Origin of the sequence: Streptomyces sp. NPDC007901, assembly GCF_042959465.1 — a bacterium.
Lineage (GTDB): Bacteria > Actinomycetota > Actinomycetes > Streptomycetales > Streptomycetaceae > Streptomyces.
Genome location: NZ_JBIBKW010000002.1, coordinates 70,246 through 96,123, shown reverse-complemented (window position 1 = coordinate 96,123; position 25,878 = coordinate 70,246). Strand labels below are relative to the sequence as shown.

Annotated in this window: 23 protein-coding genes; 12 read left to right on the top strand and 11 right to left on the bottom strand. The window is 72.2% G+C overall.

What is annotated here, in order from left to right; translation table 11 throughout:
* Positions 1-191: 191 nt before the first annotated feature.
* Positions 192-650 (bottom strand): Rrf2 family transcriptional regulator, encoded by a 459-nt coding sequence (locus tag ACFZDK_RS06100; protein WP_355710832.1) that lies wholly within the window; start codon positions 648-650, stop codon positions 192-194.
* A 73-nt stretch (positions 651-723) separates the two neighbouring features.
* On the opposite strand from ACFZDK_RS06100, the gene ACFZDK_RS06095 reads away from it, so the two are divergent.
* Positions 724-3,729: a beta-galactosidase gene (locus tag ACFZDK_RS06095; protein ID WP_390970239.1), complete on the top strand. Its 3,006-nt coding sequence runs from the start codon at positions 724-726 to the stop codon at positions 3,727-3,729.
* A 50-nt stretch (positions 3,730-3,779) separates the two neighbouring features.
* On the opposite strand, the gene ACFZDK_RS06090 is transcribed toward ACFZDK_RS06095, so the two are convergent.
* From ACFZDK_RS06090 to ACFZDK_RS06070, 5 genes are all read right to left on the bottom strand, one after another.
* Positions 3,780-5,291 carry an alpha-L-arabinofuranosidase C-terminal domain-containing protein gene (locus ACFZDK_RS06090; protein ID WP_390970237.1) on the bottom strand — a complete coding sequence of 504 codons (1,512 nt, stop codon included), beginning with the start codon at positions 5,289-5,291 and terminating at the stop codon, positions 3,780-3,782.
* A 106-nt stretch (positions 5,292-5,397) separates the two neighbouring features.
* Positions 5,398-6,369: a family 43 glycosylhydrolase gene (locus ACFZDK_RS06085; RefSeq protein ID WP_390970236.1), complete on the bottom strand. Its 972-nt coding sequence runs from the start codon at positions 6,367-6,369 to the stop codon at positions 5,398-5,400.
* An 11-nt stretch (positions 6,370-6,380) separates the two neighbouring features.
* Positions 6,381-7,235: an ABC transporter permease subunit gene (locus ACFZDK_RS06080; RefSeq protein ID WP_390970234.1), complete on the bottom strand. Its 855-nt coding sequence runs from the start codon at positions 7,233-7,235 to the stop codon at positions 6,381-6,383.
* Complete coding sequence (locus ACFZDK_RS06075; protein ID WP_390970232.1) at positions 7,232-8,170, bottom strand: ABC transporter permease subunit; 939 nt, start codon at positions 8,168-8,170, stop codon at positions 7,232-7,234. The genes ACFZDK_RS06080 and ACFZDK_RS06075 overlap by 4 nt, the downstream gene beginning before the upstream one ends.
* A complete protein-coding gene (locus tag ACFZDK_RS06070) occupies positions 8,167-9,522 on the bottom strand; it encodes an extracellular solute-binding protein (protein WP_390970230.1) in 1,356 nt (451 codons plus the stop codon). The genes ACFZDK_RS06075 and ACFZDK_RS06070 overlap by 4 nt, the downstream gene beginning before the upstream one ends.
* Positions 9,523-9,756: 234 nt before the next feature.
* On the opposite strand from ACFZDK_RS06070, the gene ACFZDK_RS06065 reads away from it, so the two are divergent.
* Both ACFZDK_RS06065 and ACFZDK_RS06060 read left to right on the top strand, forming a co-directional pair.
* Entirely contained in the window at positions 9,757-10,365 is a 609-nt protein-coding gene (locus tag ACFZDK_RS06065) for a toxin-antitoxin system, toxin component family protein (RefSeq protein ID WP_390970228.1), read from the top strand.
* Positions 10,362-11,777 (top strand): MAB_1171c family putative transporter, encoded by a 1,416-nt coding sequence (locus ACFZDK_RS06060; RefSeq protein ID WP_390970226.1) that lies wholly within the window; start codon positions 10,362-10,364, stop codon positions 11,775-11,777. Before ACFZDK_RS06065 ends, ACFZDK_RS06060 begins: the two co-directional genes overlap by 4 nt.
* On the opposite strand, the gene ACFZDK_RS06055 is transcribed toward ACFZDK_RS06060, so the two are convergent.
* The gene (locus tag ACFZDK_RS06055) at positions 11,671-12,522 is read right to left on the bottom strand and encodes an SMP-30/gluconolactonase/LRE family protein (RefSeq protein WP_390970224.1); all 852 of its coding nucleotides are present in this window, start codon (positions 12,520-12,522) and stop codon (positions 11,671-11,673) included. The genes ACFZDK_RS06060 and ACFZDK_RS06055 overlap by 107 nt on opposite strands.
* Positions 12,519-13,292: an IclR family transcriptional regulator C-terminal domain-containing protein gene (locus tag ACFZDK_RS06050; RefSeq protein ID WP_390970223.1), complete on the bottom strand. Its 774-nt coding sequence runs from the start codon at positions 13,290-13,292 to the stop codon at positions 12,519-12,521. The genes ACFZDK_RS06055 and ACFZDK_RS06050 overlap by 4 nt, the downstream gene beginning before the upstream one ends.
* 117 nt (positions 13,293-13,409) lie before the next feature.
* On the opposite strand from ACFZDK_RS06050, the gene ACFZDK_RS06045 reads away from it, so the two are divergent.
* Positions 13,410-14,015, top strand: coding sequence for a hypothetical protein (locus ACFZDK_RS06045; RefSeq protein ID WP_390970221.1), 606 nt, complete (start codon positions 13,410-13,412; stop codon positions 14,013-14,015).
* On the opposite strand, the gene ACFZDK_RS06040 is transcribed toward ACFZDK_RS06045, so the two are convergent.
* Complete coding sequence (locus ACFZDK_RS06040) at positions 13,990-14,874, bottom strand: RimK family alpha-L-glutamate ligase (RefSeq protein ID WP_390970219.1); 885 nt, start codon at positions 14,872-14,874, stop codon at positions 13,990-13,992. The two genes, ACFZDK_RS06045 and ACFZDK_RS06040, sit on opposite strands and share 26 nt — an antisense overlap.
* A gap of 163 nt (positions 14,875-15,037) precedes the next feature.
* Here ACFZDK_RS06040 and ACFZDK_RS06035 point away from each other — a divergent pair, with 163 nt between their 5' ends.
* From ACFZDK_RS06035 to ACFZDK_RS06025, 3 genes are all read left to right on the top strand, one after another.
* The gene (locus ACFZDK_RS06035) at positions 15,038-16,135 is read left to right on the top strand and encodes a MerR family transcriptional regulator (protein WP_390970217.1); all 1,098 of its coding nucleotides are present in this window, start codon (positions 15,038-15,040) and stop codon (positions 16,133-16,135) included.
* 90 nt (positions 16,136-16,225) lie between these two features.
* Complete coding sequence (locus ACFZDK_RS06030) at positions 16,226-17,707, top strand: AMP-binding protein (protein WP_390970216.1); 1,482 nt, start codon at positions 16,226-16,228, stop codon at positions 17,705-17,707.
* Entirely contained in the window at positions 17,700-19,097 is a 1,398-nt protein-coding gene (locus tag ACFZDK_RS06025; RefSeq protein WP_390970214.1) for a carboxyl transferase domain-containing protein, read from the top strand. Before ACFZDK_RS06030 ends, ACFZDK_RS06025 begins: the two co-directional genes overlap by 8 nt.
* Here ACFZDK_RS06025 and ACFZDK_RS06020 read toward each other — a convergent pair.
* Entirely contained in the window at positions 19,060-19,272 is a 213-nt protein-coding gene (locus ACFZDK_RS06020; protein ID WP_390970212.1) for a hypothetical protein, read from the bottom strand. The genes ACFZDK_RS06025 and ACFZDK_RS06020 overlap by 38 nt on opposite strands.
* Before the next feature lie 168 nt (positions 19,273-19,440).
* On the opposite strand from ACFZDK_RS06020, the gene ACFZDK_RS06015 reads away from it, so the two are divergent.
* Together ACFZDK_RS06015 and ACFZDK_RS06010 are read left to right on the top strand one after the other, a co-directional pair.
* Positions 19,441-20,478: a rod shape-determining protein gene (locus tag ACFZDK_RS06015; protein WP_355710812.1), complete on the top strand. Its 1,038-nt coding sequence runs from the start codon at positions 19,441-19,443 to the stop codon at positions 20,476-20,478.
* A 92-nt stretch (positions 20,479-20,570) separates the two neighbouring features.
* Positions 20,571-21,107, top strand: a complete 537-nt coding sequence (locus ACFZDK_RS06010; protein ID WP_390970210.1) for a hypothetical protein — start codon at positions 20,571-20,573, stop codon at positions 21,105-21,107.
* A 38-nt stretch (positions 21,108-21,145) separates the two neighbouring features.
* On the opposite strand, the gene ACFZDK_RS06005 is transcribed toward ACFZDK_RS06010, so the two are convergent.
* Complete coding sequence (locus ACFZDK_RS06005; RefSeq protein WP_390970208.1) at positions 21,146-22,063, bottom strand: DUF4231 domain-containing protein; 918 nt, start codon at positions 22,061-22,063, stop codon at positions 21,146-21,148.
* Positions 22,064-22,251: 188 nt separating this feature from the next.
* Between ACFZDK_RS06005 and ACFZDK_RS06000 the strand changes: the two genes are divergently transcribed.
* The 3 genes from ACFZDK_RS06000 to ACFZDK_RS05990 all read left to right on the top strand — a co-directional run bounded on the left by ACFZDK_RS06000 (position 22,252) and on the right by ACFZDK_RS05990 (position 25,819).
* Positions 22,252-22,419 carry a hypothetical protein gene (locus ACFZDK_RS06000; protein WP_390970206.1) on the top strand — a complete coding sequence of 56 codons (168 nt, stop codon included), beginning with the start codon at positions 22,252-22,254 and terminating at the stop codon, positions 22,417-22,419.
* Positions 22,420-22,575: 156 nt separating this feature from the next.
* Complete coding sequence (gene fxsBH / locus ACFZDK_RS05995; protein ID WP_390970204.1) at positions 22,576-24,729, top strand: radical SAM/SPASM protein FxsBH, inactivated beta-hydroxylase extension form; 2,154 nt, start codon at positions 22,576-22,578, stop codon at positions 24,727-24,729.
* A complete protein-coding gene (locus tag ACFZDK_RS05990; protein ID WP_390970202.1) occupies positions 24,722-25,819 on the top strand; it encodes an AAC(3) family N-acetyltransferase in 1,098 nt (365 codons plus the stop codon). The genes fxsBH and ACFZDK_RS05990 overlap by 8 nt, the downstream gene beginning before the upstream one ends.
* Positions 25,820-25,878: the final 59 nt, after the last annotated feature.

Genomic DNA, 25,878 nt, shown 5'->3' with positions numbered 1-25,878 from the left:
GGTGACACCCACGGCCGTCACGCACGACCCACACGGTTCATCTGGTTCATCTTTGAAGAACCTGTGAGTTTTCTGTGAAGGCCGGGGCGCTCGAATCGTAGGAACCCCCACGCGCACCGGTCAGGGCGAACTCCGGCCATTCACATCACCGGATTTCACAGCCCGTCCTCGCAAGCCGCCGCCCGGGGCTTCTACGGGTTCTCCCAGGCCGCCGGTTCCGCCGCCAGGGCCCGGACCGGCTCCGGGAGCGCGTCCGCCGCGATGTCCGCGACCGTGACGCCTTCGAGGATCTTGCGGACGTTGGCGCGCAGGGCGATCCACAGGGGCAGCAGGGGCTGGGCGGTGCCGGTGTAGGCCAGGCCCGTCGGGCGTTCGCCGCGTACGGACACGATCGGGCCGTCCACCGCGCGGATCAGGTCCGCCACGGTGATCGCGGAGGCCTCCCTGGCCAGCCGGTAGCCGCCGCCCCCGCCACGCCGGCTGTCGACGATCCCGGCGCGCCGGAGGTCACCCAGAATGCCCTCCAGGAACTTGTGCGGGATGTCCTGGGTGGCGGCGATCTCCTCCGCCTTCACCGGGCCGCCGTCCTGCCGTACGGCGAGCTCCAGTACCGCCCGTACCGCGTAATCCGCCCGTGCCGAGATCCTCATGGGTCCATTGTGGGGCGTCCGCCCGTGCAGAATGACCGGACCCGCGCCCCGTAAGATCGCCCGGGAGGATCCCTTGGCGCTCAGCAGACGTACCTTCAGTGCCCTCGCCGGCTCGGCCGCGCTCGGTTTCGCCCTGGGCGGCAGCGGCGGCCCCGGGGCGCCCTCGGCGTACGCCGCGCGCAGCGTGCCCACCGGCCCGGCCCCCGCCCCGCCGGGCGCGGACGGCGAGCGGCACACCATCGGCTACGACCACTACTCCCTCGTCGTCGACGGCAGACGGCTGGTCGTCTGGTCCGGCGAGCTGCACCCCTTCCGCCTCCCGAGCCCGTCCCTGTGGCGGGACGTCCTGGAGAAGATGCGGGCGCACGGCTACAACACGGTCAGCATCTACGTGGCGTGGAACTACCACTCCCCCGCGCCCGGCCGCTACGACTTCACCGGCGTCCGCGACCTCGACCTGTTCCTGCGCACGGCCGCCGAGACCGGGCTGTACGTCATCCTGCGCCCCGGCCCGTACATCAACGCCGAGGTCGACGCCGGCGGCTTCCCCGGCTGGCTCACCGCCACCGAGGGCACCGCCCGCACCACCGACCCGACCTACCTCGGCCACGTCGACCAGTGGCTGACGGCCGTCAACCGCATCGTGCGCCGCCACCAGCTCACCGACGGCGGCGGCTCCGTCCTGCTCTACCAGATCGAGAACGAGTACGACGGCCACGTCGCCGACCCGAGCGGCCCCGCCTACATGTCCCACCTGTACAAGAAGGTGCGGGCCGACGGCATCGACGTCCCCCTCTTCCACAACGACAAGGGCCGCAACGGCTACTGGATCCCCGGCTCCTTCGACACCGGCGGCGAGTCCGGGAAGTGGCTGTACGGCTTCGACGGCTACCCCTCGCCCTCCCAGACCCCGCCGGACTGGGGCGACTTCGGGATCGGCGGCCTCAAGGGCGGCGCGACCGCCAGCCCCCGCACCCCCGGGTTCGTGCCCGAGTTCGGGGGCGGCTGGTTCGATCCCTGGGGCGGGGTCGAGTTCGGCGGCAAGGGGTACGCCGAGTCCCGGCGCACCCGCGACGCGGCCTACGAACGCCGCTTCTACCTCACCAACCTCGCCAACGGCCTCACCCTCCACAACGTCTACATGACGTACGGCGGCACCACCTGGGGCTGGCTCCCGGCACCGGTCGTCTACACGTCGTACGACTACGGCGCGGCCATCGACGAGGCCCGCAACGTCACCCCGAAGATCGCGCCGATGCACCAGCTCGGCCACCTCCTCCAGCGGGTCCCGGACTTCGCGAAACTGGACCGCGCGGCGGACGTCCACGTCGACGGGCTCAAGGCGTACCACCTCACCAACCCCGACACCCAGGCGCACGTCTACGTGCTGCGCAACGACGGCGCGAGCGAGGTGGCCTCCACCGTGCGGGCGGTGGTCGCCGACGGACACGACGACATCGAGGTCACCGTCCCGGCCCACGACGCCCGGCTCATCACCACCGGGCTCTCGCTCGGCAAGCGGAAGCTGCGGTACGCCACCGCCCAGCCGATGTTCGTCCTCACCGCCGGCCGCCAGGACGTCGCCCTGTTCACCGGCCGGTACGGCGAGATGGCCCACCTCGTCCTGGAGTGCCCGGCCGAGCCGTACGTCACCCGCCTCGACGCCGAGGCGGCCTGGGTCTACGAGCAGGGCGTCCTGCACGTGACCGCTCCGCTCGGGCAGGGCGGCCTCACCCGCGTCCTCGTCGAGCGCGGCGAGTCCGACACCCCGCTGCTGCTGCTCTTCGCCGACGACGCGACGTCCCTGCGGCTGTTCCCGTACGACACCCCGTCCGGCACGCTCCTCGTCTACGGCCCGGCGCTGCTGCGCCACGCGAGGCTCGACGGGTCGACCGTCCGGCTCACCGGGGACACGGTCGCCCCGACCGGCCTGGAGGTCTGGGGGCCGCGCGGGATCACCTCGGTCACCTGGAACGGGCAGCCGGTACGGACGCGGGTGAGCGTCTCCGGGAGCCTGGTCGCCCTGTCGGACATGGCGGGGGCGCCGAAGCCGGCGCTGCCGGTGCTGGGCGGCTGGCGCCGGAGCGCCGAGAACCCCGAGTCGGCGGTCTCCTTCGACGACTCCCAGTGGACGGTCGCGGACCGCAAGACGTCGTTCAGCACGACGCCCGTGCCGGACGGGCAGCCGGTGCTGTTCGCCGACGACTACGGCTTCCACTACGGGGACGTCTGGTACCGGGGCCGGGTGGACGGCGATCTGTCGGACCTGGAGTCGGTCTCCCTCGCCTACAGCACGGGCACCCAGGGCATGCTGATGGCCTGGCTGGACGGCAAGCCGCTGGGGTCGCACCGGATGCCGGTGCCGGACGCGAAGTCGGTCCGGCAGGGGAGTTGGACCGCCACGGCCGCGTTCCCCGTCGCCGGGCCGAAGTCGAAGGAGGAGCGGGAGAAGGAGAAGGAGAAGCGGTCGCATGTGCTGTCCGTGCTGGTGCGGCGGATGCAGCACGACATGGACGGCAAGTCCGTGGACACCCAGAAGGCGGCACGCGGATTGACCGCCGTGACCTTCAAAGGCACTTCCCCCAAGGTGAGTTGGCGGCTTCAGGGCCCTGTCGCCCCGGATCCCGTGCGCGGACCCCAGAACAACGGCGGGCTGTACGGCGAACGGGAGGGCTGGCATCTGCCCGGGTTCGCGGACGGTGGGTGGGAGGCGGCCGAACTTCCGCGCGCGGACAAGGGAATGGGTGTCACCTGGTACCGGACCGGGTTCCGGCTGGCCGTACCGGACGGGGTCGACGCGTCGGTGGGGCTGGTCCTGGAGGACGACCCGGGGCGGGCGTACCGGGTGCAGATCTTCCTGAACGGCTGGAATCTCGGGCAGTACATCAACGACGTGGGACCGCAGCACACGTTCGTCCTGCCGAACGGGATCCTGCGGACTCGGGGTTCGAATACGTTGGCGCTGGCGGTGCTGGGCGACGGGACGACGGAGATCGGTCCTGGGTCGGTACGGCTTGAGTTGCTGGGGAGTGCGGCCGGAGGAGTGCCGGTGGTGGGGGTGGACTCCCCCGGCCGTTGAGTGCGGGTTGTGGGGGGGGCTCGCGCCCCTGGAAGAAGGGGCGCTGGCCCTTACGCCAGTCGGATCATGTTCCAGGACAACGGCTCCAGTACGGCCTTGAGCGTGCCGTCGGTCAGGGTTGTGCCCTCGGCCGGGTGGGGGGTCACGCGGTCCGGGGTCTCCAGGGTGTTGCGGGCGTCGGGGTCCTGGTCGGCGAGGACGCTGTGCTCGGTGACCTGGGTGAGGTCGAAGCCGCTCAGGGCGATGTCGAGGGGCAGGGCTTGCGTCCGGCTGCGGTTGACGGCGAAGACGGTGACCGTGCCGTCGTCGGCCCTGACCGCTGTGGCGTGCAGGAGGTGCGTCTCGCCGTACTTCTTCGTCTCGTGGGTCGGTGAGTCCACGCGGACGTCCAGGACCTGGCCCCTGCCGTACCGGGAGGCCTGGGCGAAGGGGAAGAAGGTCGTCTGGCGCCAGGCCGGGCCGCCGGGCTCCGTCATGATCGGGGCGATGACGTTGACCAGCTGGGCCAGGCAGGCGACCGTGACGCGGTCCGCGTGGCGGAGCAGGGCGATGAGGAGGGAGCCGAAGACCACCGCGTCCAGGACGCTGTAGTTGTCCTCCAGGAGGCGGGGGGCCTCGGGCCAGTCCCGCGCGTCGGAGTTCTCGATCTCGTGCCACTTCGAGGTGTACCAGACGTTCCACTCGTCGAAGGAGAGGTTGATCTTCTTCTGGGACTTCAGCCTGGCGCCCACGTGGTCACAGGTGGCGACCACGTTCTCGATGAAGGACTCCATGTCGACGGCGGAGGCCAGGAAGGAGTCGAGATCGCCGTCCTGGGGCTCGTAGTAGGCGTGCAGGGAGATGTAGTCGACCAGGTCGTACGTCTCCGCGAGGACCGTCGCCTCCCACTCGGCGAAGGTCGGCATGGACTGGCTGGAGGAACCGCAGGCGACCAGTTCCACGGACGGGTCCATCTGGCGCATGGCGCGGGCCGTCTCGGCGGCGATACGGCCGTACTCCTCCGCCGTCTTGTGGCCGGTCTGCCAGGGGCCGTCCATCTCGTTGCCCAGGCACCAGACCTTGATGCCGAAGGGGTCCTTGTCGCCGTGCGCGGCCCGGAGGTCGGAGAGGGCGGTGCCGGAGGGGTGGTTGGCGTACTCCTGGAGTTCCAGGGCCTCCGCCACGCCCCGCGTGCCGAGGTTGATCGCCATCATGGGCTCGGCCTGCGGGCCGACCTTCTTCAGGAAGGAGATGTACTCGCCGAGTCCGAAGCGGTTGGTCTCCGTCGACCGCCAGGCGAGGTCGAGGCGGCGGGGGCGGTCCTCGACGGGGCCGACGGAGTCCTCCCAGCGGTAGCCGGAGACGAAGTTGCCACCGGGGTAGCGGAGGGTGGTGACGCCGAGTTCGCGGACGAGGTCGAGGACGTCCTGGCGGAGGCCTTCGGCATCGGCTGTGGGGTGGGTGGGCTCGAAGATGCCGGTGTAGACGCAGCGGCCCAGGTGCTCGACGAAGGAGCCGAAGAGGCGGGGGTTGACTTCGCCGATGGTGAAGGCGGGGTCGAGGGTGAAGCGGGCGGTGCGCAATTTTCGCCTTTCGGGGAGGGGGGTTCTGTTTCGTGGGCGGGTGCGGGTGGTCCGTGGCTGGTCGCGCCCACGCGGCGGAGCCGCAAATGGACACAGTCCCGCGCCCCTAACGCAAGCTGGGCCAGCCGTCTTTTGTCCAGCTCAGGGGGTTCAGCCCCAGCTTCGGGGTGCCGTTGTCCTCGGCGTCGTAGTAGTGGTAGGCCAGCCAGGTCTTGCCGTGGGTGCGGAAGGTGGACTCTCCGCCCGTGCCGATGTAGCGGCCGTGGCCTGCCAGGAGCAGGTCTCCGCCGCCGTTCAGCATCGGTGTGCCCGTGCTGTCGGTGTACGGGCCCGTCACCTTTGTCGAGCGGCCCACTCTGATCTTGTAGGTGGAGTTCACGCCGGCGCAACAGGCGTCGTAGGACGCGAAGAGGTAGTAGTAGCGGCCGTGGTGGAGGATCGAGGCGCCTTCGACGGCGTAGGGGGCGTCGGGGCGGGTGGCCAGGTGGGCGACGGGGGCTCCCTGGATCGCCTTGCCGGTCCTCCGGTCGAGTTCGACCAGGCGGATGCCGGTCCAGTAGGAGCCGAAGGCCATCCACAGCTTGCCGTCGGCGCGGACGATCGCCGGGTCGATGGCGTTCCAGGAGTCGGACGTCTCGGAGGAGAAGGCCTTGCCCTGGTCCGTCCACGTGCCCGGGAGGCCCGACCGGGAGGTCGCCACGCCGATCGCGGAGTGGTTGGTGCCCCAGGAGGAGACTGCGTAGTAGAGCCAGTAGCGGCCGTCGCGGTAGGAGAGGTCGGGGGCCCAGGGGTCGGCGGTGGAGTTGTAGTCGTACCACCAGGTCGGGGGTGTGGTGAAGGCGTTGCCCGCGTCGGTCCAGTCGTGGAGGTTCGTGGAGAGGCGGGCGCCGATGATGCCGCCGGTGGAGTAGGCGACGTACCAGCCGGACGCGAGTCGGTGGACCGTGGGGTCGTGGATGATCTGCTGGCCGGTGAGGGGGAGGGGGTCGGGGTAGGTGGGGTCCGCGGAGGCGGTGGTGGGGAGGAGGGCGATGGTCGCGGCCGCGAGGAGGGCCGTGAGTCGGGGGAAGCGCTTCAACGCTCGGCTCCTCACTGGCCGGCCAGGCCCGTGTGGGCTACGCCCGCCACGATCTGGCGCTGGAAGAAGACGAACACGATGATTAGCGGGAGGCCCGCCATGAGGCCGCCGGCCATGAGCTGGGCCCACTGGATGCCGTAGGAGTTCATGACGGTCGCGATGCCGTTCGGCATGGTCATCAGGTCGGGGTTGTTGGTCACCATGTAGGGCCAGAGGAAGTTGTTCCAGGAGGCGATGAAGGTGAAGATGCCGACCGCCGCGAGGGAGGGGCGGGAGAGCGGGAGGACGATGGTGAAGAAGACCCGCCAGCGGCCCGCGCCGTCGATGAAGGCGGCCTCTTCCAGTTCGCGCGGGATGCCCTGGAAGAACTTGTAGAGGATGTAGACCATGGCGGCGGGGGCGCACTGGGGAAGGATCATGCCCCAGTAGGTGTCGACCATGCCCATCTGCTGGACGGTGGTGAAGAGCGGGACGCCGAGGACCGCCGGGGAGACCATCAGGCCGGACATGACCAGGCCCATCAGGGCGCCCTTGCCGCGGAACTCGGTGCGGGCGAAGCCGTATCCGGCGAGGGCGCTGACCAGGACGACGACGGAGGTCACGCAGACGGAGACGACCAGGGAGTTCACGAACCAGTCGGTGATGTTGCCGGTGTCGAAGAGCGCCTTCCAGGCCTGGCCGGTCCAGTGCTTCGGGAGCCAGTGCGGCGGTACCTCGACGGCCTCGGTCTCCGACTTGAGGGAGGTGAACAGGCCCCAGAAGAGGGGGGCGAGGAAGACCGCGGAGACGGCCGTGCCGAGGAGGGTGAGGATTATCTGGCTGGGGGTCCAGGTTCTGCGGGGCTTCACGGGTACGGCGGTCGTCATCGGGTGGCCTCCTCGGTGCGGTTGCGCAGCAGCCACATGCGCGCGAGGGCCACGGCGGCGATGATCACGAAGAAGATGACGGAGATCGCGGAGGCGTAGCCCACGCGGTAGCTGGTGAAGCCCTCTTCGAGGGTGTACTGGACGAAGGTGCGGGTGGAGCTCTCGGGGCCGGGGCCGAAGTCCATCATGACCACGGCCTGGTCGAAGATCTGCAGGGACGCGAGGATCTGGAGCGCTATCACCAGGCCCGTGATGTTGCGGAGCATGGGGAGGGTGATGTGGACGGCGCGGTGCCAGGCGTTGGCGCCGTCCAGCTTCGCGGCCTCGTAGAGGTGGGCGGGGATGGACTGGAGGGCTGCCAGGTAGAGCAGGAAGCTGAAGCCGACGGTCCACCACAGGGTCTCGATGACGATGGCGAGCATCGCGTACGACTTGTCGGTCAGCCAGGGGGTGTTGCCGCCGAAGACGTGGTTGATCATTCCGGTGCCGGGGTTGAACAGCCACTGCCAGAGGTTGCCGGCGACCGTGGAGGGGAGCAGGAAGGGTGCGAAGAAACAGAGGCGCCAGAGCCACTTCCCGCGCTCGATGTGGTGGGCGAGCATCGCGAGGAGGAAGGCGAGGACCGTGATGCAGGGGACCACCAGGAGGGTGAAGTACGCGCTGTGGCCCAGCGCGTCCCACATCAGCGGGTCCTTGAGTGCCTCGCGGTAGTTGTCGAGGCCGACGAAGTCGGCGTCGGCGCCGGTGATGTTGGCGTCGGTGAGGCTGAGGTAGACACCACGCAGCAGCGGCCAGATCACGAAGAGCGTGAAGAGGAGGAGGAAGGGCGCCACGAACCAGCCGCCGTGCTGGAAGCCCTGCTTGCGGCGGAGGGTGGCGCTGACGGCGGCGGCTCTGGTGCGGGCCGGTGCGAAAACGGTCTCGGCGGTCGTCATGCGGCCGTACCTCCCTGCGCGGCGGTCTTGCCGTCCATGGGGTTCTTCATCGCGAGCAGCGTGGCGAGTTCCTTCTTCATCCGGCCGGCCGCGGCGTCGGGTTTCGCCGAGCCCACGGTCGAGGAGACGACGATCGGGCCGACGCGCTGGGCGAGGATGCCGGTGGAGCCCGCGAACCACACCTTGGGCTCGTTGGCCTGGTGGTCCATCGCCGACACGTACTCGTTCTGCGGGTAGAGCTTCTGGTACGCGGGGGTGGACAGGGTGGGTTTGTAGGCGGGGATGTGGCCGCCGGCCGCCCACTGCTGGGCGTGGGTGACGACGTAGGCGGCGAGCTGGTGGGCGGCCTCGTCGGTGGCGCCGCCGCGGTCGGACTGGTGGGGCAGTACGAAGGAGTGCGACTCGGCGTGGGTGGCCTGGGTGCCGAAGACGGGCGGGAGGGGGATGGCTCCGTAGTCGAGCTTGGCGCCGGAGTAGACCGGCACCGACCAGTTGCCCTCCCAGGCGAAGGGGGCGCCGTTGATGAACTGTTCGGCGTTGACGGAGCCCATGGCCGGGTCGGCGTAGCCTTCGCTGACGTGCCGGCGCAGGAACTCCAGGACCTGGGTGGCCTTGTCGGTGTCGAAGGTGACCTCGGTGCGCTCGTCGTTGAACCAGGTGCCGCCGAGCTGGGTGTAGAAGGCGACGAAGAACCACCACTGGAAGTTCTGGTCGTTGATCCACAGGCCGATGGTCTGCAGGCCCTTCTTGGTGGCCTTCTTGGCCTCCTTGAGGACGCCGAACCAGTCGTCCACCGAGGTGACGGGCACGATCCGGTCGTCGCTGCCGAGCAGTCCGGCCTTCTTCAGCACGTCCTTGCGGTAGAAGCAGAGCTGGACGTGGATGTCGAGCGGGAGGGCGTAGAGCTTGCCGTCGATGACGCCGCGCTGCCACAGCCTGGGGTTGTAGTCCTGTTCGCGCAGGCCGTACTTGGCGAGCAGGTCGACGTCCCAGGCGTCCAGGAGGCGGCCCGGCGCGAAGCCGTCGACCCGGCCGATGTGCATGACGCCGAGGTCCGGGGCGCGGTTGCCGGCGGCGGCCATGGCGAGCTTGGTGTAGAAGGGGTTGCCCCACTGGAGGGTGGAGTCCTTCACCGCGATGTCGGGGTGCGCCTTACGGAAGGCGTCCAGCATCGCGATCATGTTGGAGCCGTCGCCGCCGCTGAAGAGGTTCCAGTAGCGCACCCGGGTGCGCGCGGTGGAGGCGAGCGCGTCGGCGCCGGTGCCGAGGGCCGCGAAGCCGAAGCTTCCTGCCACCGCCAACCCTCCTGCCGTGCCCAGTAGTTGCCTGCGACTGAGGCCAGGTCGTCCCATTGCCTGCCCTTACACTCGTTCGACATTTCGGATTACGCTCGTAACTTCGAACGGGACCGTAAAATCGAAGCGCTTGCGCGTCAATGGGTCCGGCGTGACTTTCCTGTATCGGGCAGTCGTCCTCATGTGAACCACCGGAGTCGGAACCCATGACGCGGGCACTTCGGGACGCGTAATCTCGGACCGGCCGACGCAGCGCGGCGACCGCCGTGGGGGCGGTGCGAAGGGGGAGCGATGGACTTGGCCGGCGCGCGGCACCGGTGGGCCCGGATCGCCGCGAGGCTGCGTCCCTGGCGCTCCCGGACGAACGCGGGGATGCGTGTCCTCGCCGCCGACCTCGCCGCCGCCGTCCGCGCCCGGCCGCACCCGCCCGCCGGGGTGGGCGAGCTGTGCCGGGCGCTGTGCGAGGAGATGGCCGTGCGGCGCGCGGGGCGTCCGGTGGAGCTGCGGTTCGAGCGGTTCCCGGACGAGATCGAGGTCACCGGGCTGTGGGTGGAGTTCCAGGACTTCGACCTGGTCATCGTCGAGGAGCGGGCCGAGGCCGTGCAGCAACTGGTCATCCTCGGCCATGAACTGTGGCATCTGCACGCCGGGCACCGGCACCAGCACGGGGTCGGCCCGGCGGCGGCGCGGGCACTGGCGGACCAGCCCGGCTGGCGGGAGCGGGCGCTGACGGTGGCCGCGCGCAACGGCTCCCGGGAGAGCGACGAGGCCGAGGCCGACGACTTCGGGTACCGGCTGGCGACCGCCTTCCGGCCGTACGTCGAGAAGCCGGACCGCACCCCGCCCGACCCCGTCCAGCGGTCCCTCGGCTATCGCGGGCGCGGTGGGGCGGCACGGTGACGACCGCCTCGCCGGCGCTGAACCCCTCGCGGTTCCTCAGCGAGTTCTACATCTCCTTCTGGATCCCGACCGCTGTGCTGACCACCGCCCTGGTGATCAAGCTGCCCAGCATCGTCCGGCTCTGGCGCGATCCGCTGCTGCGCGCGGTCGGCGGACTGCTGCTGCTCGGCTGCGCGGTGTTCGTGTTCTGCAGCCCCTCGACGATCACCGCCGTGAACCGGTGGGCCGGCGTGCCCAACATCTCGGCGCCCTGGTGCTATTCGCTGCTCACCGCGGTCGGCGCCTCCTGTCTGCTGCTGATCATCGCCTGGCGCAACGGCCTCTCCGACCGCTCGGCGCCCACCCGGCGCGCGATCCGCTGGGTGATCTCCGGCTACGCCGGGGTGATCGCCGCGCTGTGGCTGCTGTTCGCGCTCGCCGACGTGCCGGTGGAGCGGCCCCGGGACCTCGACACCTACTACGCCACCACCCCGTTCATGGGCGCGGAGATCCTGCTCTACCTCGTCGCCCACTGCCTGGCCTGCGTCATCACCTCACGGCTGATCTGGAACTGGGTGCGCACCGAGGGCCTCGACGCCTGGCTGCGCTGGGGGCTGAAGCTGCTCGGCGTCGGCTACCTGCTCAACCTGATCTTCGACGCGGCCAAGCTGGTCGCGGTCGGCGCCCGCTGGTCCGGCGCGGACCTGGACTGGCTCAGCACCGACCTGGCCCCGCCCGTCGCCGCCCTCGCCGCCATCCTCATCGCCGTCGGCTTCATCCTCCCCCACGCCGGCCAGTACCTGCACGACCGCTGGCGGATCCGGCTCGCCCACCGCGAGCTGCGGCCGCTGTACCGGCTGACCCGGACCGTGCACGGCGACGGCGTCCCCTTCGTCCTGCGCGCCACCCCCGAACTGCGCCTCACCCGCCGCGAGACCTTCATCCGCGACGTCCTCCTCCCCCTCACCCGCCGCATCGACACCGACCTCGACCGCCGCTCCTACGACGCGGCCCTCGGCCTCGGCCACCCACCCGACCGGGCCCGCGCACTGGCGTCGGCGGTGAGCATCCTGGACGCCGTCGACACCTGGGGGCGTGGCATCGAGCCCACCGACCGCGGTCCGGACACCGCCCGCCTCCTCCAGGAGATCGGGGCGGTGTCCCGGGTCCTGCGACACCCCGAGGAGATCGAGGCGGTACGGACCCGGGTGACGAGGGCCGGACAGCGCCCCGTCAGGGGCGCGGGGCCGCATCGATCAGCGGCTCCGCCGCGGAGCGCGACCAGCCCCCGCCCACCCGCAGCCGAACGCGAAGCCAAACCGGCGTCTATCCCGCGAACGCCGGTTGGGCCACGCCCTTCCCGGCGCCCGGAATCACCAGCAGCGAACCCGCCGTCGGATGCGGCCGCTCCAGGCCGACCCGGGCCGTCGTGACGTACAGGTCCGTCAGATCCGCGCCGCCGAACGCGCAGGCCGTCGTACGCGGGGTCGGCAGCGTGATGACCCGGTCCAGTTCACCCGTCGGCGTGTAGCGGCGCACCGCTCCCCCGTCCCACAGCGCCACCCACACACAGCCGTCCGCGTCGACCGTCAGGCCGTCGGGGAAGCCGGCGCCCTCCTCGATGGTCACCAACGGGCGGCGGTTGGAGGGGAGTTCGCCGTCGTAGTCGAAGACGTCCACCCGGTGGGTCGGGGTGTCGATGTAGTAGACGTGCCGGCCGTCCGGGCTCCAGCCCGTGCCGTTGCTGACCGTGACGTCCGCCAGCAGCGTCGTCGCCGTGCCGTCGGCCGTCACCCGCGACAGGGTGCCCCCGCCCGACGCCTCGTCGTAGCGCATGGTGCCGGCCCAGAGGGAGCCGTCGGGGGCGACGGCCGCGTCGTTGGCCCGGCGGCCGGGGACCGGCTCGCGGTGGAGCCAGCGGAGCGTGTCGTCGGGGTCGAGGAGGGCGACACCGTCCCGGAGGTTGAGGACCAGACCGCCCCCGGCGCGCGGCTTGACCGCACCGACGTGCTGGTCCGTGGTGCGGACCGTACGGCGGCCCGTCGCCGGGTCGTAGGTGTGCACGCGGGAGCCGAGTATGTCGATCCAGAGGAGACGGCCGGTGGCCGGGTCCCAGGTCGGACCCTCGCCGAGGGTCGCCTCCGCAGCCACCGCGACCTCGTACGCCGTCGTCGTCATGCCACGCTCCGGTGGCCGAGGCGCTCGGAGAGTTCGGCGGCGCCCTTGGCCGCGAGCTGCTCCAGCTCGCCCCGCCGCTCGTCGCTCCAGCGGATCATCGGGACGGAGATGGAGAGCGCCGCGACGACCTGGCCGGTGCGGTCCCGGACCGGCGCGGCGACACAGGAGACGTCCGGGTTGGACTCGCGGCTCTCCACGGCGATGCCGCGCGCGCGGATCTCGGCGAGGGCCTCGCGCAGGGCGTCCGGCTCGGTGATGCTGTTCGGGGTCATCCGGACCAGGTCGGCGTCGTCCGGGATGCGCGCGGACAGCTCCGGCTCCGGCAGCGAGGCCAGCAGCATCTTGCCGACCGAGGTGCAGTGGGCGGGCAGCCGGCGGCCGGCGGCGGAGACCATGCGGACGGCGTGCGTGGAGTCGACCTTGGCGATGTAGATGACGTCGGTGCCTTCGAGGATCGCCACATGGACGGTCTCGTCGCAGGTCTCGGCGACCGACCGGGCGACCTGCTGGCCCTCGGCGGCGAGGTCGAGCTGCTCGGCGTACCGGCTGCCGAGCTGGTACGGACGGACTCCGAGCCGGTAACGTCCGGGCTGTCCGGGTACGGGCACGATGTACGAGCGGGCGGAGAGCGTGGTCACCAGCTCGTGCACGGTGGTTCGCGGCAGCTGGAGTTTGCGCACTATGTCGGGGGCGGAGAGGGTCCCGTCCCCGTCCAGGAAGAGCTCAAGAATGTCGAGAGCCCGGGTCACGGCAGGCACAAGGCGTCCCACGTCCGGCCCCCTCCCTTGGGTAAGCGCCAGATCTCGTCGGAGCGGCGGAGCCGTTCGAGATATCAACAGGCGATCGGCATGACGAACACAGGCTAACCACCGAGGATTCCCCGGGCAATGGCCGGGAACGAGCCGGGCACGCGCATGTGCACCATGGGTCCCATGCAACTGGACTTCCAGCTGGTGCTCCTGCGCCGCATGGCCGACCACAATCCGGACCTGGTCGAGGACGCCCGCCGCGCCCTGGGCGCCTCGCTCGCGGACATGCGGGAGGCCAACAAGCGCTGGCAGGCGATGGTCCGCTCGCCCCGCTCCCGGTCGGCGGCGGCCCGCTACCTCTCGGTCCTCGGCCCACCGGACGCGGAGAGCAAACGCACGGTCGGCGACCTGGAATGCGCGGTCTGGCAGTGGCCGCTCCCCCTCTGGCCCACCCTCCGCTTCGAGGTCCTGGTCGGGGCCGGCGGCGCGGTGTGGAACGAATGGCTGGTCCGCGCCCCCGGCGCCCCGGCCCCGAGACTGGAGACCTTCGAGGACCTCACCCCCTGGTCCTGCACCCTCGACGAGGCCGCCCGCGCCTTCGCCCCCGCCCGCCCCCTGGAGGGCACCGCCCCCACTCGCTGGGGCCTGGCCCTCACCCTCCCCGACGGACGTCAGGCGGTCGCGGAGTTCACCTGGGGGCTGCTGCAGCGCACCGCCGTCATCGACGACGTGCCGCGCCGATGATCGCCGCCACCACCGCGTCCACCGAACCGGGGTGCAGGAACAGGAACAGGTTCGGCTCGATCAGCTCCAGCTCCATCACCCGCGGCCGCCCGTCCTCCCCGTCGACCAGGTCCACCCGCGCGTACAGCAGCTCGGAAGCCTCCGGTACGGCGGCCAACGCGTGGTCCGCGACGGCGAGTTCGGCCGGGGTCGGGGTCCACGGCTCCAGGTCGGGGTGGGCGACCTTCTCCGCGTCGTACGCCGTGCCCCGGGTGAGCACGGCCCGCTTGCGGCTGGCGTGCAGCAGCCGCCCGCCGAAGAACTGCAGCGCCCGCTCCCCGCTGACGTCGATCCCGGAGACGTACGGCTGCACCATCGCGGTCAGGCCCTCGTCGAGCATCCGGGCGAGGTGCCGTACGGCCGTCCCGTACTCGGCGGGCGTGTAGCGGGCGGCGAACCGGGCGCCGGCGCCGAAGGTGGGCTTGACGACGAAGTCGCGGTCGGCCGGGAGATCGGCGAGCCCGGCCGGGTCCCCCGGTGCCACATACCGGGTCGGCACGACGGGCACCCCGGCCGCCGCGAGGTCGCCGAGATACCGCTTGTCGGTGTTCCACCGGAGCACCGCGGCCGGGTTGAGGATCCTCGTCGCCTTCCCCACCCCCTCCACCCACGCCACGAACTCGTCCGCACGCCAGCTGTAGTCCCAGGTCGAGCGGACGACGACCAGGTCGTAGCCGCCCCACTCCACCTCCGGGTCGTCCCACGGGTGCGCGACGGCGTCCACCCCGGCGGCGGCCAGCGCGCGCAGCAGCACCGGCAGGTCCTGGTCCTTGCTCGGCTCGGTGCCGGGGTCGTAGGTGGCGAGGGCTATGCGGGACACGGCGGGGGCTCCCTTGGCTGACGGCGGCTGCGCTCCTGCGCTCTTGCGTTCTTGCGCTCTTCGGCGCTTGCGTTCTTCGGCAGGCTAGCCGTTGACCCGTTGACCTTCACCTTCGGTGAAGCCCCAGCATCGATGGCGGACGTCGAGGAACGCGAGGCAGCGCATGCAGTGGATGACCATCGGAGCGTTCGCGAAGGCCTGCCGGCTGTCGCCGAAGGCACTGCGGCTCTACGACGAGCTGGACCTGCTGCGGCCCGCCCGGGTCGACCCGGACACCGGCTACCGGTACTACACCGCCGCACAGCTGGAACGCGCGCGGCTGGTGGCCTGGCTGCGGCGGCTGGGGATGCCGTTGGCGCTGATCCGCGAGGTGTGCGGGCTGCCGGCGGGCCGGGCCGCCCAGGAGATACGGGCGTACTGGGCGCGTGTCGAGGCGGAGACCGTCGTACGGCGGGATCTGGCCGCGTTTCTCGTCGACCACCTGTCGGGAGAAGAGGCGCGAAGGGACACCACGACCATGCTCGAACTGCGTTATGCCGCCCACTCGGACCGGGGGCTCGTCCGGCCGGCCAACCAGGACACCGCGTACGCGGGGCGGCGGCTGCTGGCCGTCGCCGACGGGACGGGAGCGGCCGGGGCGCGGGCCAGTGCCGCCGCCGTGGAGGCGCTGAAGTTCCTGGAGGACGAGGAGCTCCCGGCGGGCAGCGTGCTGAACCTCCTGGAGGACGCGGTGCGTTCGGCCGGTGCGGCCGTGCGGGAGGTGGCCGGGGGCAGCGCGGACGTCGGTACGACGCTCACCGCGCTGCTGTGGACCGGGTCCCGGCTGGCCCTCGTGCACATCGGGGACTCGCGGGCGTATCTCCTGCGGGACGGGGAGCTGTTCCGGATCACGCACGACCACACCGTCGTGCAGTCGCTGATCGACGAGGGGCGGCTGACACCGGAGGAGGCGGACAGCCACCCGCAGCGGATGCTGCTGGCCAAGGCGCTGTCGGGAGGCGCGGAGGCGGTCCCGGACCTGAAGCTGCACGAGGCCCGGGGCGGGGACCGGTACCTGCTGTGCTCGGACGGGCTGAGCAGGGCGGTTCCCGACGAGCGGATCCGGGAGCTGCTGGAGGGCGGGGCGGAGCCGGGGGGCGCGGTGCGGGTGCTGGTCGAGGAGGCGAACGCGGTCGGCGGGGCGGACAACGTGAGCTGCGTCGTGGCCGACGTGGTGGCCGACGTGGTGGCGCAGACCGGCCCATCCGTCCCGGCCGGATAAGAGGCGCCGGGAACCGCGTGGTCTCGGGACCTGGTGTAGGAAGGGGCTGTCGAGGTTCCGACCTGGGTGTCCGATGTGAGGAGTCGTCGCGTGTCCCTTCTGTTTCCGGCGTTGGTGGACGGTCCGGGCGAGCGCAGCGAGATGGGGGTCCCCCCGGACGGAGCCCGGGGGAAGGTGGCCCTGCGGTTCGGCGCGAGGTCGTTGACGTACGGGGAGGTCGCCGCCGCGGCGGGGGCCGTCGCCGCCCGGGTCCGGGACGCCGAGCGGGTCGCCGTGTGGACGACCCCGGAACTGGAGACGGCCGTCGCCGTCGTCGGTGTGCTGCTCGCCGGCCGGGCCGCCGTACCGCTCAACCCCAGGTCGGGTGAGAAGGAACTCGCGCACATCCTCACCGACAGCGCGCCCTCCGCGGTGCTGGCGGCCCCGGGTGCCGTCCTCCCGCCGGCCGTGGCCGCTCTGCCCCGGATCGACGTCGACGTGCGGGCCGCCGGCCCGGTGCCCGAGGACCGTACCGCCGAGGACGACCCCGCCCTCGTCGTCTACACCTCCGGTACCACCGGCCCGCCCAAGGGCGCCGTCGTCCCGCGCCGCGCGCTGGTCGCGACCCTGGACGCACTGGCCGACGCCTGGCAGTGGACCGGCGAGGACACCCTCGTGCACGGCCTTCCGCTCTTCCATGTGCACGGGCTCGTGCTGGGGATCCTCGGGCCGCTGCGGCGCGGCGGTTCCGTGCGGCACCTCGGGCGGTTCGACACCGCCGGGGTCACCCGGGAGCTGAACGACGGCGGGACCATGATGTTCGGCGTCCCGACCATGTACCACCGCATCGCCGAGGCCCTGCCCGACGACCCCGAACTGGCCAAGGCGCTCGGCCGGGCCCGGCTGCTGGTCTCCGGCTCGGCGGCGCTGCCCCTGCACGACCACGAGCGGATCGCGGCCGCGACCGGACGGCGGGTCATCGAGCGCTACGGGATGACCGAGACGCTGATGAACACCAGCATGCGGGCGGACCGGGAGGCGCCGGCCGGAACGGTGGGCGTCCCCCTGCCGGGTGTGGAGCTGCGGCTGGTGGAGGAGGACGGGACGGCGATCGCGGACCTCGACGGGGAGACCGTCGGGGAGATCCAGGTGCGCGGCCCGAACCTGTTCACCGAGTACCTCAACCGGCCGGACGCCACGGCCGCCGCGTTCACCGCCGACGGCTGGTTCCGCACCGGGGACATGGCCGTGCGCGAGCCGGACGGCTCGGTGCGGATCGTCGGACGCAAGGCCACCGACCTGATCAAGAGCGGGGGTTACAAGATCGGGGCCGGTGAGATCGAGAACGCGCTCCTGGAGCATCCGGGGGTGCTGGAGGCCGCCGTCACCGGGGAGCCGGACGCGGACCTGGGCGAGCGGGTCGTCGCCTGGATCGTCCCGGCGGATCCGCAGGCGCCGCCGTCGCTGCCGGAGTTGGCGGACCATGTCGCCGCCCGGCTCGCCCCGCACAAGCGGCCCCGCGTCGTCCACCACCTGGACGCCCTCCCCCGCAACGACATGGGGAAGATCATGAAGCGGGCCCTGGGTGCCTGAGGAGACGGTCGGACGGCTCTCCGCCCGGCGGATCCTCGGCCTCGTCACCGACCCGGACACCTTCACCGAACTCCTGCCCCCGGTACGGCGGTCCCGCCCCGACGGCCCCCTCGCCTGGCAGGGGTACGACGCCTCGCGCGCCCGCGCCGCCGAGCGCACCGGCGAGGAGGAGTCCGTCGTCGTCGGGACCGCGCGCGTCGAGGGCACCGAAGCCGTGCTGATCGCCTTCGAGTTCGGGTTCCTCGGCGGCTCGCTGGGCGAGCGGACCGGGGACCGGCTGGAGGCGGCGTACGTCCATGCCCGCGCCCACCGGCTGCCGGTGGTGCCGCTGGTGGCGACCGGCGGCAGCCGGATGCAGGAGGGCATGCTCGCCCTCTCCCAACTCCAGCGGGTGGCACGGCAGTCGGCGCTCACCCGGGAGGCGGGGCTGCCGCAGATCGCCGTCCTGCGCGATCCGACGACCGGGGGCGGCTGGGCCACCCTCGGCGCCGGCGCGGACGTCGTCCTGGCCCTGCCCGGCGCGCAGGTCGGCTTCGCGGGCTCCCGGGTCCGCCCGCCGGACGCCGACCCGGCCGCGTACACGGCGGAGGCCCAGGTCGCGGCGGGGTCGGCGGACGCCGTGGTGGCCGTCGAGGAGCTGAAGCAGGTGCTGGGGCTGTGGCTGCGGCTGCTGACCGCACCGGCCACGGCCCCCGCCGACCCGCCTACCGCCCTCGGTGACAGCGGGCTGCCCGCCACCGGCTGGGAGGCCGTCCTGCGGGCCCGCTCCCCGCGCCGCCCGCGCGCCGAGGCCTACCTGGACGCCTGCTTCACCCGCCGGGTCGCCCTGTCCGGCGACCGGTGCGGCGGCGCGGATCCGGACGGGATGCTGTGCGGGTTCGGCGAGCGCGACGGCCGTGGCGTGGCCTTCGCCGCGCAGACCGGCACGGCGACCCGGCCCGCCGGGTACCGGACCGCCGCCCGGCTGATACGGCTCGCGGACCGGCTCGGCATCCCCGTGCTGACCCTCGTCGACACCCCGGGCGCCGCCCATGACGCCGAGGCGGAACGGCAGGGCGCGGGAGCGGCGATCGCCGAGCTGTTCGCCGAGGTGGCGGCGGCCCGCACTCCGATCACCACCCTCGTCATCGGCGAGGGCGGCTCCGGCGGGGCGCTGGCCCTGGCCGCACCCCGCAACACCTGGGCCACGCCCGACAGTTACTTCTCCGTCATCGCCCCCGAACTGGCGGCGGCGATCCTCAAACGCCCCCTGGAGGAGACCGAGGCCACCGCCGACCAGCTCCGCATCCGGCCCCAGGACCTGGTGGAGCTCGGGGTGATCCGCGGGATCGTGGACCACCCCGGAACCGACCTCACCGCACCGCCACCGCCCGGACCACCTCCTGGGTGACCTTGCCGCCCCGGTCGTCGCTCGCCGAGGCCTCGGCCGACCAGCGCACGGGGACCGTCTTCTCGCGAAGGGCGTCACGGTGCTTGTGGTGCCCGGGTGCCGGGCGGCGGTGGCGGGAAGGCGCCCGGGCGGGGCCCCGCCCGGGGAGGGAGGCGGCAGGGGGGGCGCCGTCCACCGCGGCGGGGCCGCCGTGCGCCACTCCGGACCGCGAAACCCCCCATTCAGCCGCGCCCCGCCCGGCCCCCTCCCGAAGGCGCGCCGTCCTGATCGCCCGGAGGATGCGAAGCAGGCCGCCGACCGGCGGTGTCAGCCCACACGGCCCGCGCACTCGGGAGGATCTGCCGTGACCGTCAGTCTGGAGCAGTTGCGCCGCTGCCATTTCGCCGTCGATCTGGGGGCCGCCCGCACCCGGGTGTATGTGAAGGGCATGGGCCTGGTCGTCGACCAGCCTTCCGTCGCCGCCGTGAACACCCGTACCGGCGCCCTGATCGCCGTCGGCGAGTTCGCGGAGAAGATGACGGGCCGTACGCCCGACTACATCCGTGTCGTGCGCCCCATCTCCGGCGGCACCATCGTCGACATCGAGATGGCCCAGCGGATGCTGCGGCATCTGCTCGGCGACAAGATCCGCCGGATGCTGCGCCGCAAGCCCCGGCTGCGCGCGGCGGCCTGCACCCCGCACGACGCCGATCCGCTGGCCCAGCGGGCGACCATCGAGACGCTGGTGGGGCTGGGGGCGCGGCGGGTGGAGCTGGTCGACACGCTGATCGCCGCCGCCGTGGGGTGCGGGATGCCCGTGGAGCGGCCCGAGGCGACCATGATCCTGGTGTGCGGGGCCGCCGCGACGCAGGTCGCCGTGTTGTCCCTGGGGTCCATCGTGTGCGCCGAGCGGCTGCCGGTCGGCGGCGAGTCCGTGGACCACGCGATCGTGCAGCACCTGCGGCACGAGCACGAGCTGATGCTGCCGAGCCAGTCGGTACGGCCATTGCAGCTCGCCCTGTCCGGCAACGGGCTCACCCCGCAGGGGCCGGCGTCGACGGAGATCCACGGCCGGGACGTGGTCACCGGGCTCGCCCGCAGCGTGCAGGTGGACACCGCGGCCGTCCGGGACGCCATCCAGACCCCGCTGACGGCCGTGCTCGACGGGATCGGGAAGGTGCTGCGGGACTGCCCGCCCGACCTGGTCGCCGATCTCGCCGACCGCGGAATCATGATGGTCGGCGGCTCGGCGCTGCTGCCCGGCTTCGACCAACTGCTGCGAGAGGCCACCGGGATGCCGGTGCACATCGCGGAACGGCCGGACGTGTGTGTGGTCCAGGGCATCGGGGCGATGCTGGAAGGCCGGATCGAGCCGCTGGTGCTGGATCCGCTGGCCGCCTAGGGCGTACGGGATGTGAGTCGATGCGCCCCCTGCGCACCTTGTCGTGTCTGGATTAGGCTGTACTCACCGATGGTGACGGGAGGGGACGTTCCGTGACAGCCGAACTCACCGAGTACCTCGCCGGGGCGGCAGCGGTCACCCGCCTCGCCGTCACCCGTGTCGGAGTGACCGGGCACCGTTCGATCCCGCCGTCCGTCCTGCCGTTCGTCCGCTCCGAGCTACGGCGTCAGTTGAGCCGTACGGACGTGGAGCTGGAGGCCCTCAGCTGCCTCGCGGCCGGCGCCGACCAGTTGTTCGCGGACATCGCCCTGGCCCACGGCGTCCCGGTGACGGCCGTGATCCCGGGCATGGACTACGAGGCCCATCTGGGCGACGAGGAAGCGCGGGCGACGTACCGCAGGATCCTGAGATCCTGTACGACCCGTGTCGACCTGCCCCTCCAACCGACGCACGAACAGGCGTACTTCGCGGCGGGCTGCTGGGTCGTGGAACACTCCGACCACCTGATCGCCGTATGGGACGGCCGGCCCGCGCGCGGCCCGGGCGGCACCGGCGACGTGGTGGCCTACGCCCGGCGCCTCGGGGTGCCGGTGACGGTGCTGTGGCAGCCGGGGGTACGGCGGGAGTGACGCCGGGCCGTCCCGGACACCACCCCACTGACGGCACCTCAGTTGCCGAAGCGCACCAGCCACTCCGTGTGCGCCGGGGACATCAGGCGTTCGGCCTCCTCCACCGCCTCGGCCCAGCCCGCCTCCGTCACCGTGGTGGACATGGCGATGCGGGTGGTCTCCAGGTCCTGTTCGATGAGGGAGTGAGCCTGGGTCAGCGGGCCGTGCCGCCGTACCTCCTGCCAGGCGACACCGGCCGCGGCTGCCGCGCTGAGCAGCCCCGCGAGGTCCGCGCCGCCGAGCAGGCCGACGGTCCGCAGCAGGGCGGCGGCCAGGGCGAACAGCGTCAGGCCCGCGGTGACGCTCGACCAGCGCGCGGCGGCGCGGTGCGCGCGCGTGGCCCGGTTCTTGTACCAGACCGTCTGCTCCAGGAGCCGGTCGCGCAGATAGAGGTCCCGGCGCGCCGGGTACGACTTGGCCCGCTCCGCGCGCATCCGCGGCGTGATCTGCCCCTTGCCGCGCTCCCCGACCCCGTCGCGGGAGTCCTCCCAGCCGCACTTGCGCAGCTCGCGCAGGCGGTCCTCGAGGCGCTCCGCGAACACCGCGTCCGGGTCGGCGACATCGGAGTGGAAGGGCCCGCCGTGCACCATGTACTGCCAGGCCAGCGTCTTCGTCAGCTCGGCGGCCGCCCGGTGCGCCTGCCAGTGAGCGCGGGAACGGCGGCGCGAGGTGCTCAGACCGAGGGCTATCGTCAGCCCGTACAGCACCGCGGCCAGCACCGTCATGACGTGCCCGGACGCCTGTTCGGTCAACACGGCGGCCGCGGTGGCCAGAAGCAGCAGGAGCAGATGCGTACGCACCGCTCGGAACGAGTCACTCTGATGACGTAACGCCCACTGATCACTCGAACGGAACAGCGGCGGCAGATCCTGATCGTCCAGCGTGGTGCTCGGAACCGGAGTGGTTGCAGCCCCCATGACGCCCCCCGAATGCCGTGCGCGCCCCCGTAGGCTTTCGCGCGCCCCCGAAAAACCGGCCTGAGAAGTCAATGAGTACGGAAAGCAGGTCCGTGCACAAGAGGTTCGCGGGGCATTCCTGGTATAAGGTCCGCAGCATCGGGACCAGTCTCGGTTCCGCGCACCCGAACCGGAGCGACGAAACAATCATGACGCCCAACGCGACGCACTCCCCCACCTCCGCGCCGGCCGCCCGGCACACCCGCCTGGAGGACATCAACCCGAACGCGGCCTCCGCGGCGCGCGACGCGGGCCGCGTGACCGACGTCCCCGAGCACCGTTCGAGCCGGTCGGTCACCTTCAACTCGGCCGCCTGAGCGACAACGACTCAAGAACAGCACCCGGACGTGGGTACACCGGCGCACGACCGCGCCGCTCGTACCCACGTCAGTGCGCTGACAACGCGTCAATGTTTCTCGCAGTAATGCGGTTTGGGGCATCGCGGGAGTGGGAAGTCTGCAACACTGCTTCCGGTGACGCCCCAGTCGCCCGACAGCCCACCCCTGAGACAGCTGGTCCTCAAGATCCACAGTAGGTGCGATCTGCTCTGCGACCACTGTTACGTGTACCAGCACGCCGACCAGAGCTGGCGCTCCCGCCCTACCTTCATCCGGCCGGAGACCGTGCGTTCCGTCGCCGACCGGCTGGCCGAGTACGCGGAGACACGGGCGCTGGAGTCCGTCTCGGTGATCCTGCACGGCGGCGAGCCGCTGCTGGTGGGCCCGGCCCGGTTATGGGACATCTGTGCGCAGCTCACCCGCACGCTCTCCCCGCTGACCGCCCTCGACCTGCGGATGCACACCAACGCGGTCACCCTGAACCGGCGTCATCTGGACGTCTGCCGGGAGTTCGGAGTGCGGGTCAGCGTGTCCCTGGACGGCGACCGCGAGGCCAACGACCGGCACCGGCTGGACCGCAGGGGACGCAGCAGCCACGACCGCGTGGTGCGCGGCATCCGGCTGCTGCAGGAACCCGAGTACCGTCACCTGTTCAGCGGGATCCTGTGCACGGTCGACGTGGCCAACGACCCCGTCGCGGTGCACGACGCCCTCACCGAGCTCGCCCCGCCGCGGATCGACTACCTGCTTCCGCACTCCACCTGGGACAGCCCGCCGCCCAACCCGGCCCAGGCCGCCACGCCCTACGCCGACTGGCTGCTCGCGGTCTTCGACCGCTGGGAGGAACAGGGCCGCCCGATGCCGGTGCGGACCTTCGACTCCGTGCTCAGCACCCTGCGGGGCGGACCGCCCCTGACCGAGGCGATGGGGCTGGCGCCCAGCGACCTCGCCGTGATCGAGACGGACGGCACCTTCGAACAGGCCGACTGGCTGAAGACCGCCTACGCGGGCGCTCCCGAGACCGGGTACGACGTCTTCCGGCACGGTTTCGCGGAGTTCGCCACGCACCCCGGTGTGCGGGCCCGACAGGCGGGCGTCGACGGGATCAGCGACACCTGCCGCCGCTGCCCGGTCCTGCGGTCCTGCGGCGGCGGCCTGTACGGACACCGGTACCGCTCGGAGAACGGCTTCGACAACCCCAGCGTCTTCTGCGCCGATCTGCGCTCCCTGGTCGACGGCATCGCCGACCGGGTGACCGACCGCTCCTTCGCGCCGGCGGTGCTGGGGACCGACCGGCTCGTCTGGGCCCACCTGGAGCTGGACCGGCTGCTGCTGCGCCGGACCCGGCAGCAGCTGGCGGCCGAGCCGGACGCGGCGGACGCCTGGCGGCTGCTGCTGGCCCTGGACGCCGACCCCGAGGCCGCCCCGCACCTGGACGAGGTGCTGGCCCACCCCTATGTGCGCACCGGCCTGCACCGCTCCCTGCGCGGCCCCGCCGACACGGCCCGGTTCATGTCGCTGACCGCCGCCGCGGCCCTGCGCGCGGGGGTACCGGCCACGCTCTCCTGGGACCAGCCCGGCACCCGGCTGCACCTGCCCACCTGGGGCACCTACCAACTGGACGCCCCCGGCCGGATCGAGGTCACCGTGGCCCCGGACGCCTTCCGGGTGCGCGCGGCCGGACCCGGCGCGGACCGTGAGGGGACCTGGGTCCCGGTCGACGAGGTCCCCGCCCCCGCGCGCTGGCACCCGCTCGGCCGGCTGCTGGCCCAGGGCGGCCCGCTCGTCGACGACGCCGACCCCTACCGCGACTGCTACCCGGTCCCCGTGGCCCCGCCGCTGGCCTGCGGCGAGTTCGTCGAGCGGCTCAGCCGGGCCTACGAGCTGCTGGACAAGGACACACCGGACCGGCGCACCGACCCGGACGCGTTCCGCCCGACCGTGCTCACCCCGCTGGAGGCGGGCAGCGGTCTGGTGCTCGGCGCGCACGGGTTCGGGGCGCTGGGTGTGGCGGTGGACGTGACCCCGGAGGAGTTCGCCCGGGACCTCCCGCGCCTCGGCCGCCGGGCCAGGCTCACGGCCCTGCGCGAGACCGCCGACCTGCATCCGCCGGTCGGCCCGGCGGGTGCCCTGCTGGACGTGGCGGACGACGCACTGGGCCGGGCGGCGTACGAGGAGGCGGCCCGCGCGCTCACGGCGCTCACCCTGCTGCCGGAGCCCGAACTGACCGTGACCGGGGCCGTGTTGGTGGCCCGCATGTGGTCGCAGTGGGCGGGTCGCCGTGGCTGACCGACCGGGCGTACCCGAACCGCCCCACGCCAGCGCCGCGTCCACCGCCACCGCATCCGCCATTGCCGCATCCGCCACCGCCGCGTCCACCGCATCCGTCACCGCCGCATCCGCCATCGCGACCGCCGCGTCCGCCACCGCCGCGTCGACCGCATCCGTCACCACCGCATCCGCCATCGCGACCGCCGCGTCCGCCACCGCCGCGCCCACCGCATCCGTCACCATCGCATCCGCCATCGCGACCGCCGCGTCCGCATCCGCGCCCGCCACCGTCACCGCGGCGACCGGCCCGATCACCGCGGCCGGCGTGGCGCGGAAGGCCGAACTGGACCGACTGGCCGAACTCTTCCGGTCGTTGGGCGTCCGCCGGGGCGGTGTGCTGATGGTGCACGCCTCGCTGAGCGGTACCGGAGTCGCCCCGGAGCTGGTCCGGGACGCGCTGCTGGCCGTGCTCGGCCCCGCGGGCACGCTGATCGTGCCCGCCTTCACGCCCGAGAACTCCGACACCTCCCGGGCCTACAAGGAGGCCGTCGCGGAGCTGAGCGGGCCGGAGGCGGCCGAGTACCGCAGGGGGATGCCGCCGTTCGAGCCGGACGCCACCGCGTGCCCGACGATGGGGGCGCTCGCCGAGTGCGTACGGTCGACGCCCGGCGCCGTACGCAGCGCGCATCCGCAGACCTCGCTGGCCGGACTCGGGGCGCGGGCAGGGAAGTTGCTGCGTCGGCACCCGCTGCGCAGCCACCTCGGCCGGCTCTCCCCGATGGCGCGGCTGTACCGCGCCGACGCCCAGATCCTGCTGCTGCGGGTCGGGTTCGAGGTGTGCAGCGCGTTCCACTACGCCGAGTACCTGATGCGCCCCAGGCCGTCCCGGCGCACCTACCGGTGCGTGGTGGGCGGGAAGGGGAACTGGGTCGAGTACCGGGATCTCGAACTGGACGACAGCGACTTCGGGGTGATCGGCTCCCGGCTGCCGCGCCGGCTGCTCGCGGAGACCGAATGGGCGTCCGGGACGGTCGTCCTGTGCGGCATGCGGGACGTCGTGGGCGACGCCAAACGTCAGATGTCTCGATATCGCCGGGCTTTGGCCTGAAAACGGTGAACCGGAAAGGGGGTCCGTCGGGCACATTGTTGAGTCCGGCTCGGGCACCG

Excerpts from the sequence above, each read along its gene's own strand:
- ACFZDK_RS06100 (WP_355710832.1), bottom strand. The coding sequence starts at position 650 with ATGAGGATCTCGGCACGGGCGGATTACGCGGTACGGGCGGTACTGGAG.
- ACFZDK_RS06080 (WP_390970234.1), bottom strand. The coding sequence starts at position 7,235 with ATGACGACCGCCGTACCCGTGAAGCCCCGCAGAACCTGGACCCCCAGC.
- ACFZDK_RS06075 (WP_390970232.1), bottom strand. The coding sequence starts at position 8,170 with ATGACGACCGCCGAGACCGTTTTCGCACCGGCCCGCACCAGAGCCGCC.
- ACFZDK_RS06070 (WP_390970230.1), bottom strand. The coding sequence starts at position 9,522 with ATGGGACGACCTGGCCTCAGTCGCAGGCAACTACTGGGCACGGCAGGA.
- ACFZDK_RS06065 (WP_390970228.1), top strand. The coding sequence starts at position 9,757 with ATGGACTTGGCCGGCGCGCGGCACCGGTGGGCCCGGATCGCCGCGAGG.
- ACFZDK_RS06055 (WP_390970224.1), bottom strand. The coding sequence starts at position 12,522 with ATGACGACGACGGCGTACGAGGTCGCGGTGGCTGCGGAGGCGACCCTC.
- ACFZDK_RS06045 (WP_390970221.1), top strand. The coding sequence starts at position 13,410 with ATGGCCGGGAACGAGCCGGGCACGCGCATGTGCACCATGGGTCCCATG.
- ACFZDK_RS06035 (WP_390970217.1), top strand. The coding sequence starts at position 15,038 with ATGCAGTGGATGACCATCGGAGCGTTCGCGAAGGCCTGCCGGCTGTCG.
- ACFZDK_RS06005 (WP_390970208.1), bottom strand. The coding sequence starts at position 22,063 with ATGGGGGCTGCAACCACTCCGGTTCCGAGCACCACGCTGGACGATCAG.
- ACFZDK_RS06000 (WP_390970206.1), top strand. The coding sequence starts at position 22,252 with ATGACGCCCAACGCGACGCACTCCCCCACCTCCGCGCCGGCCGCCCGG.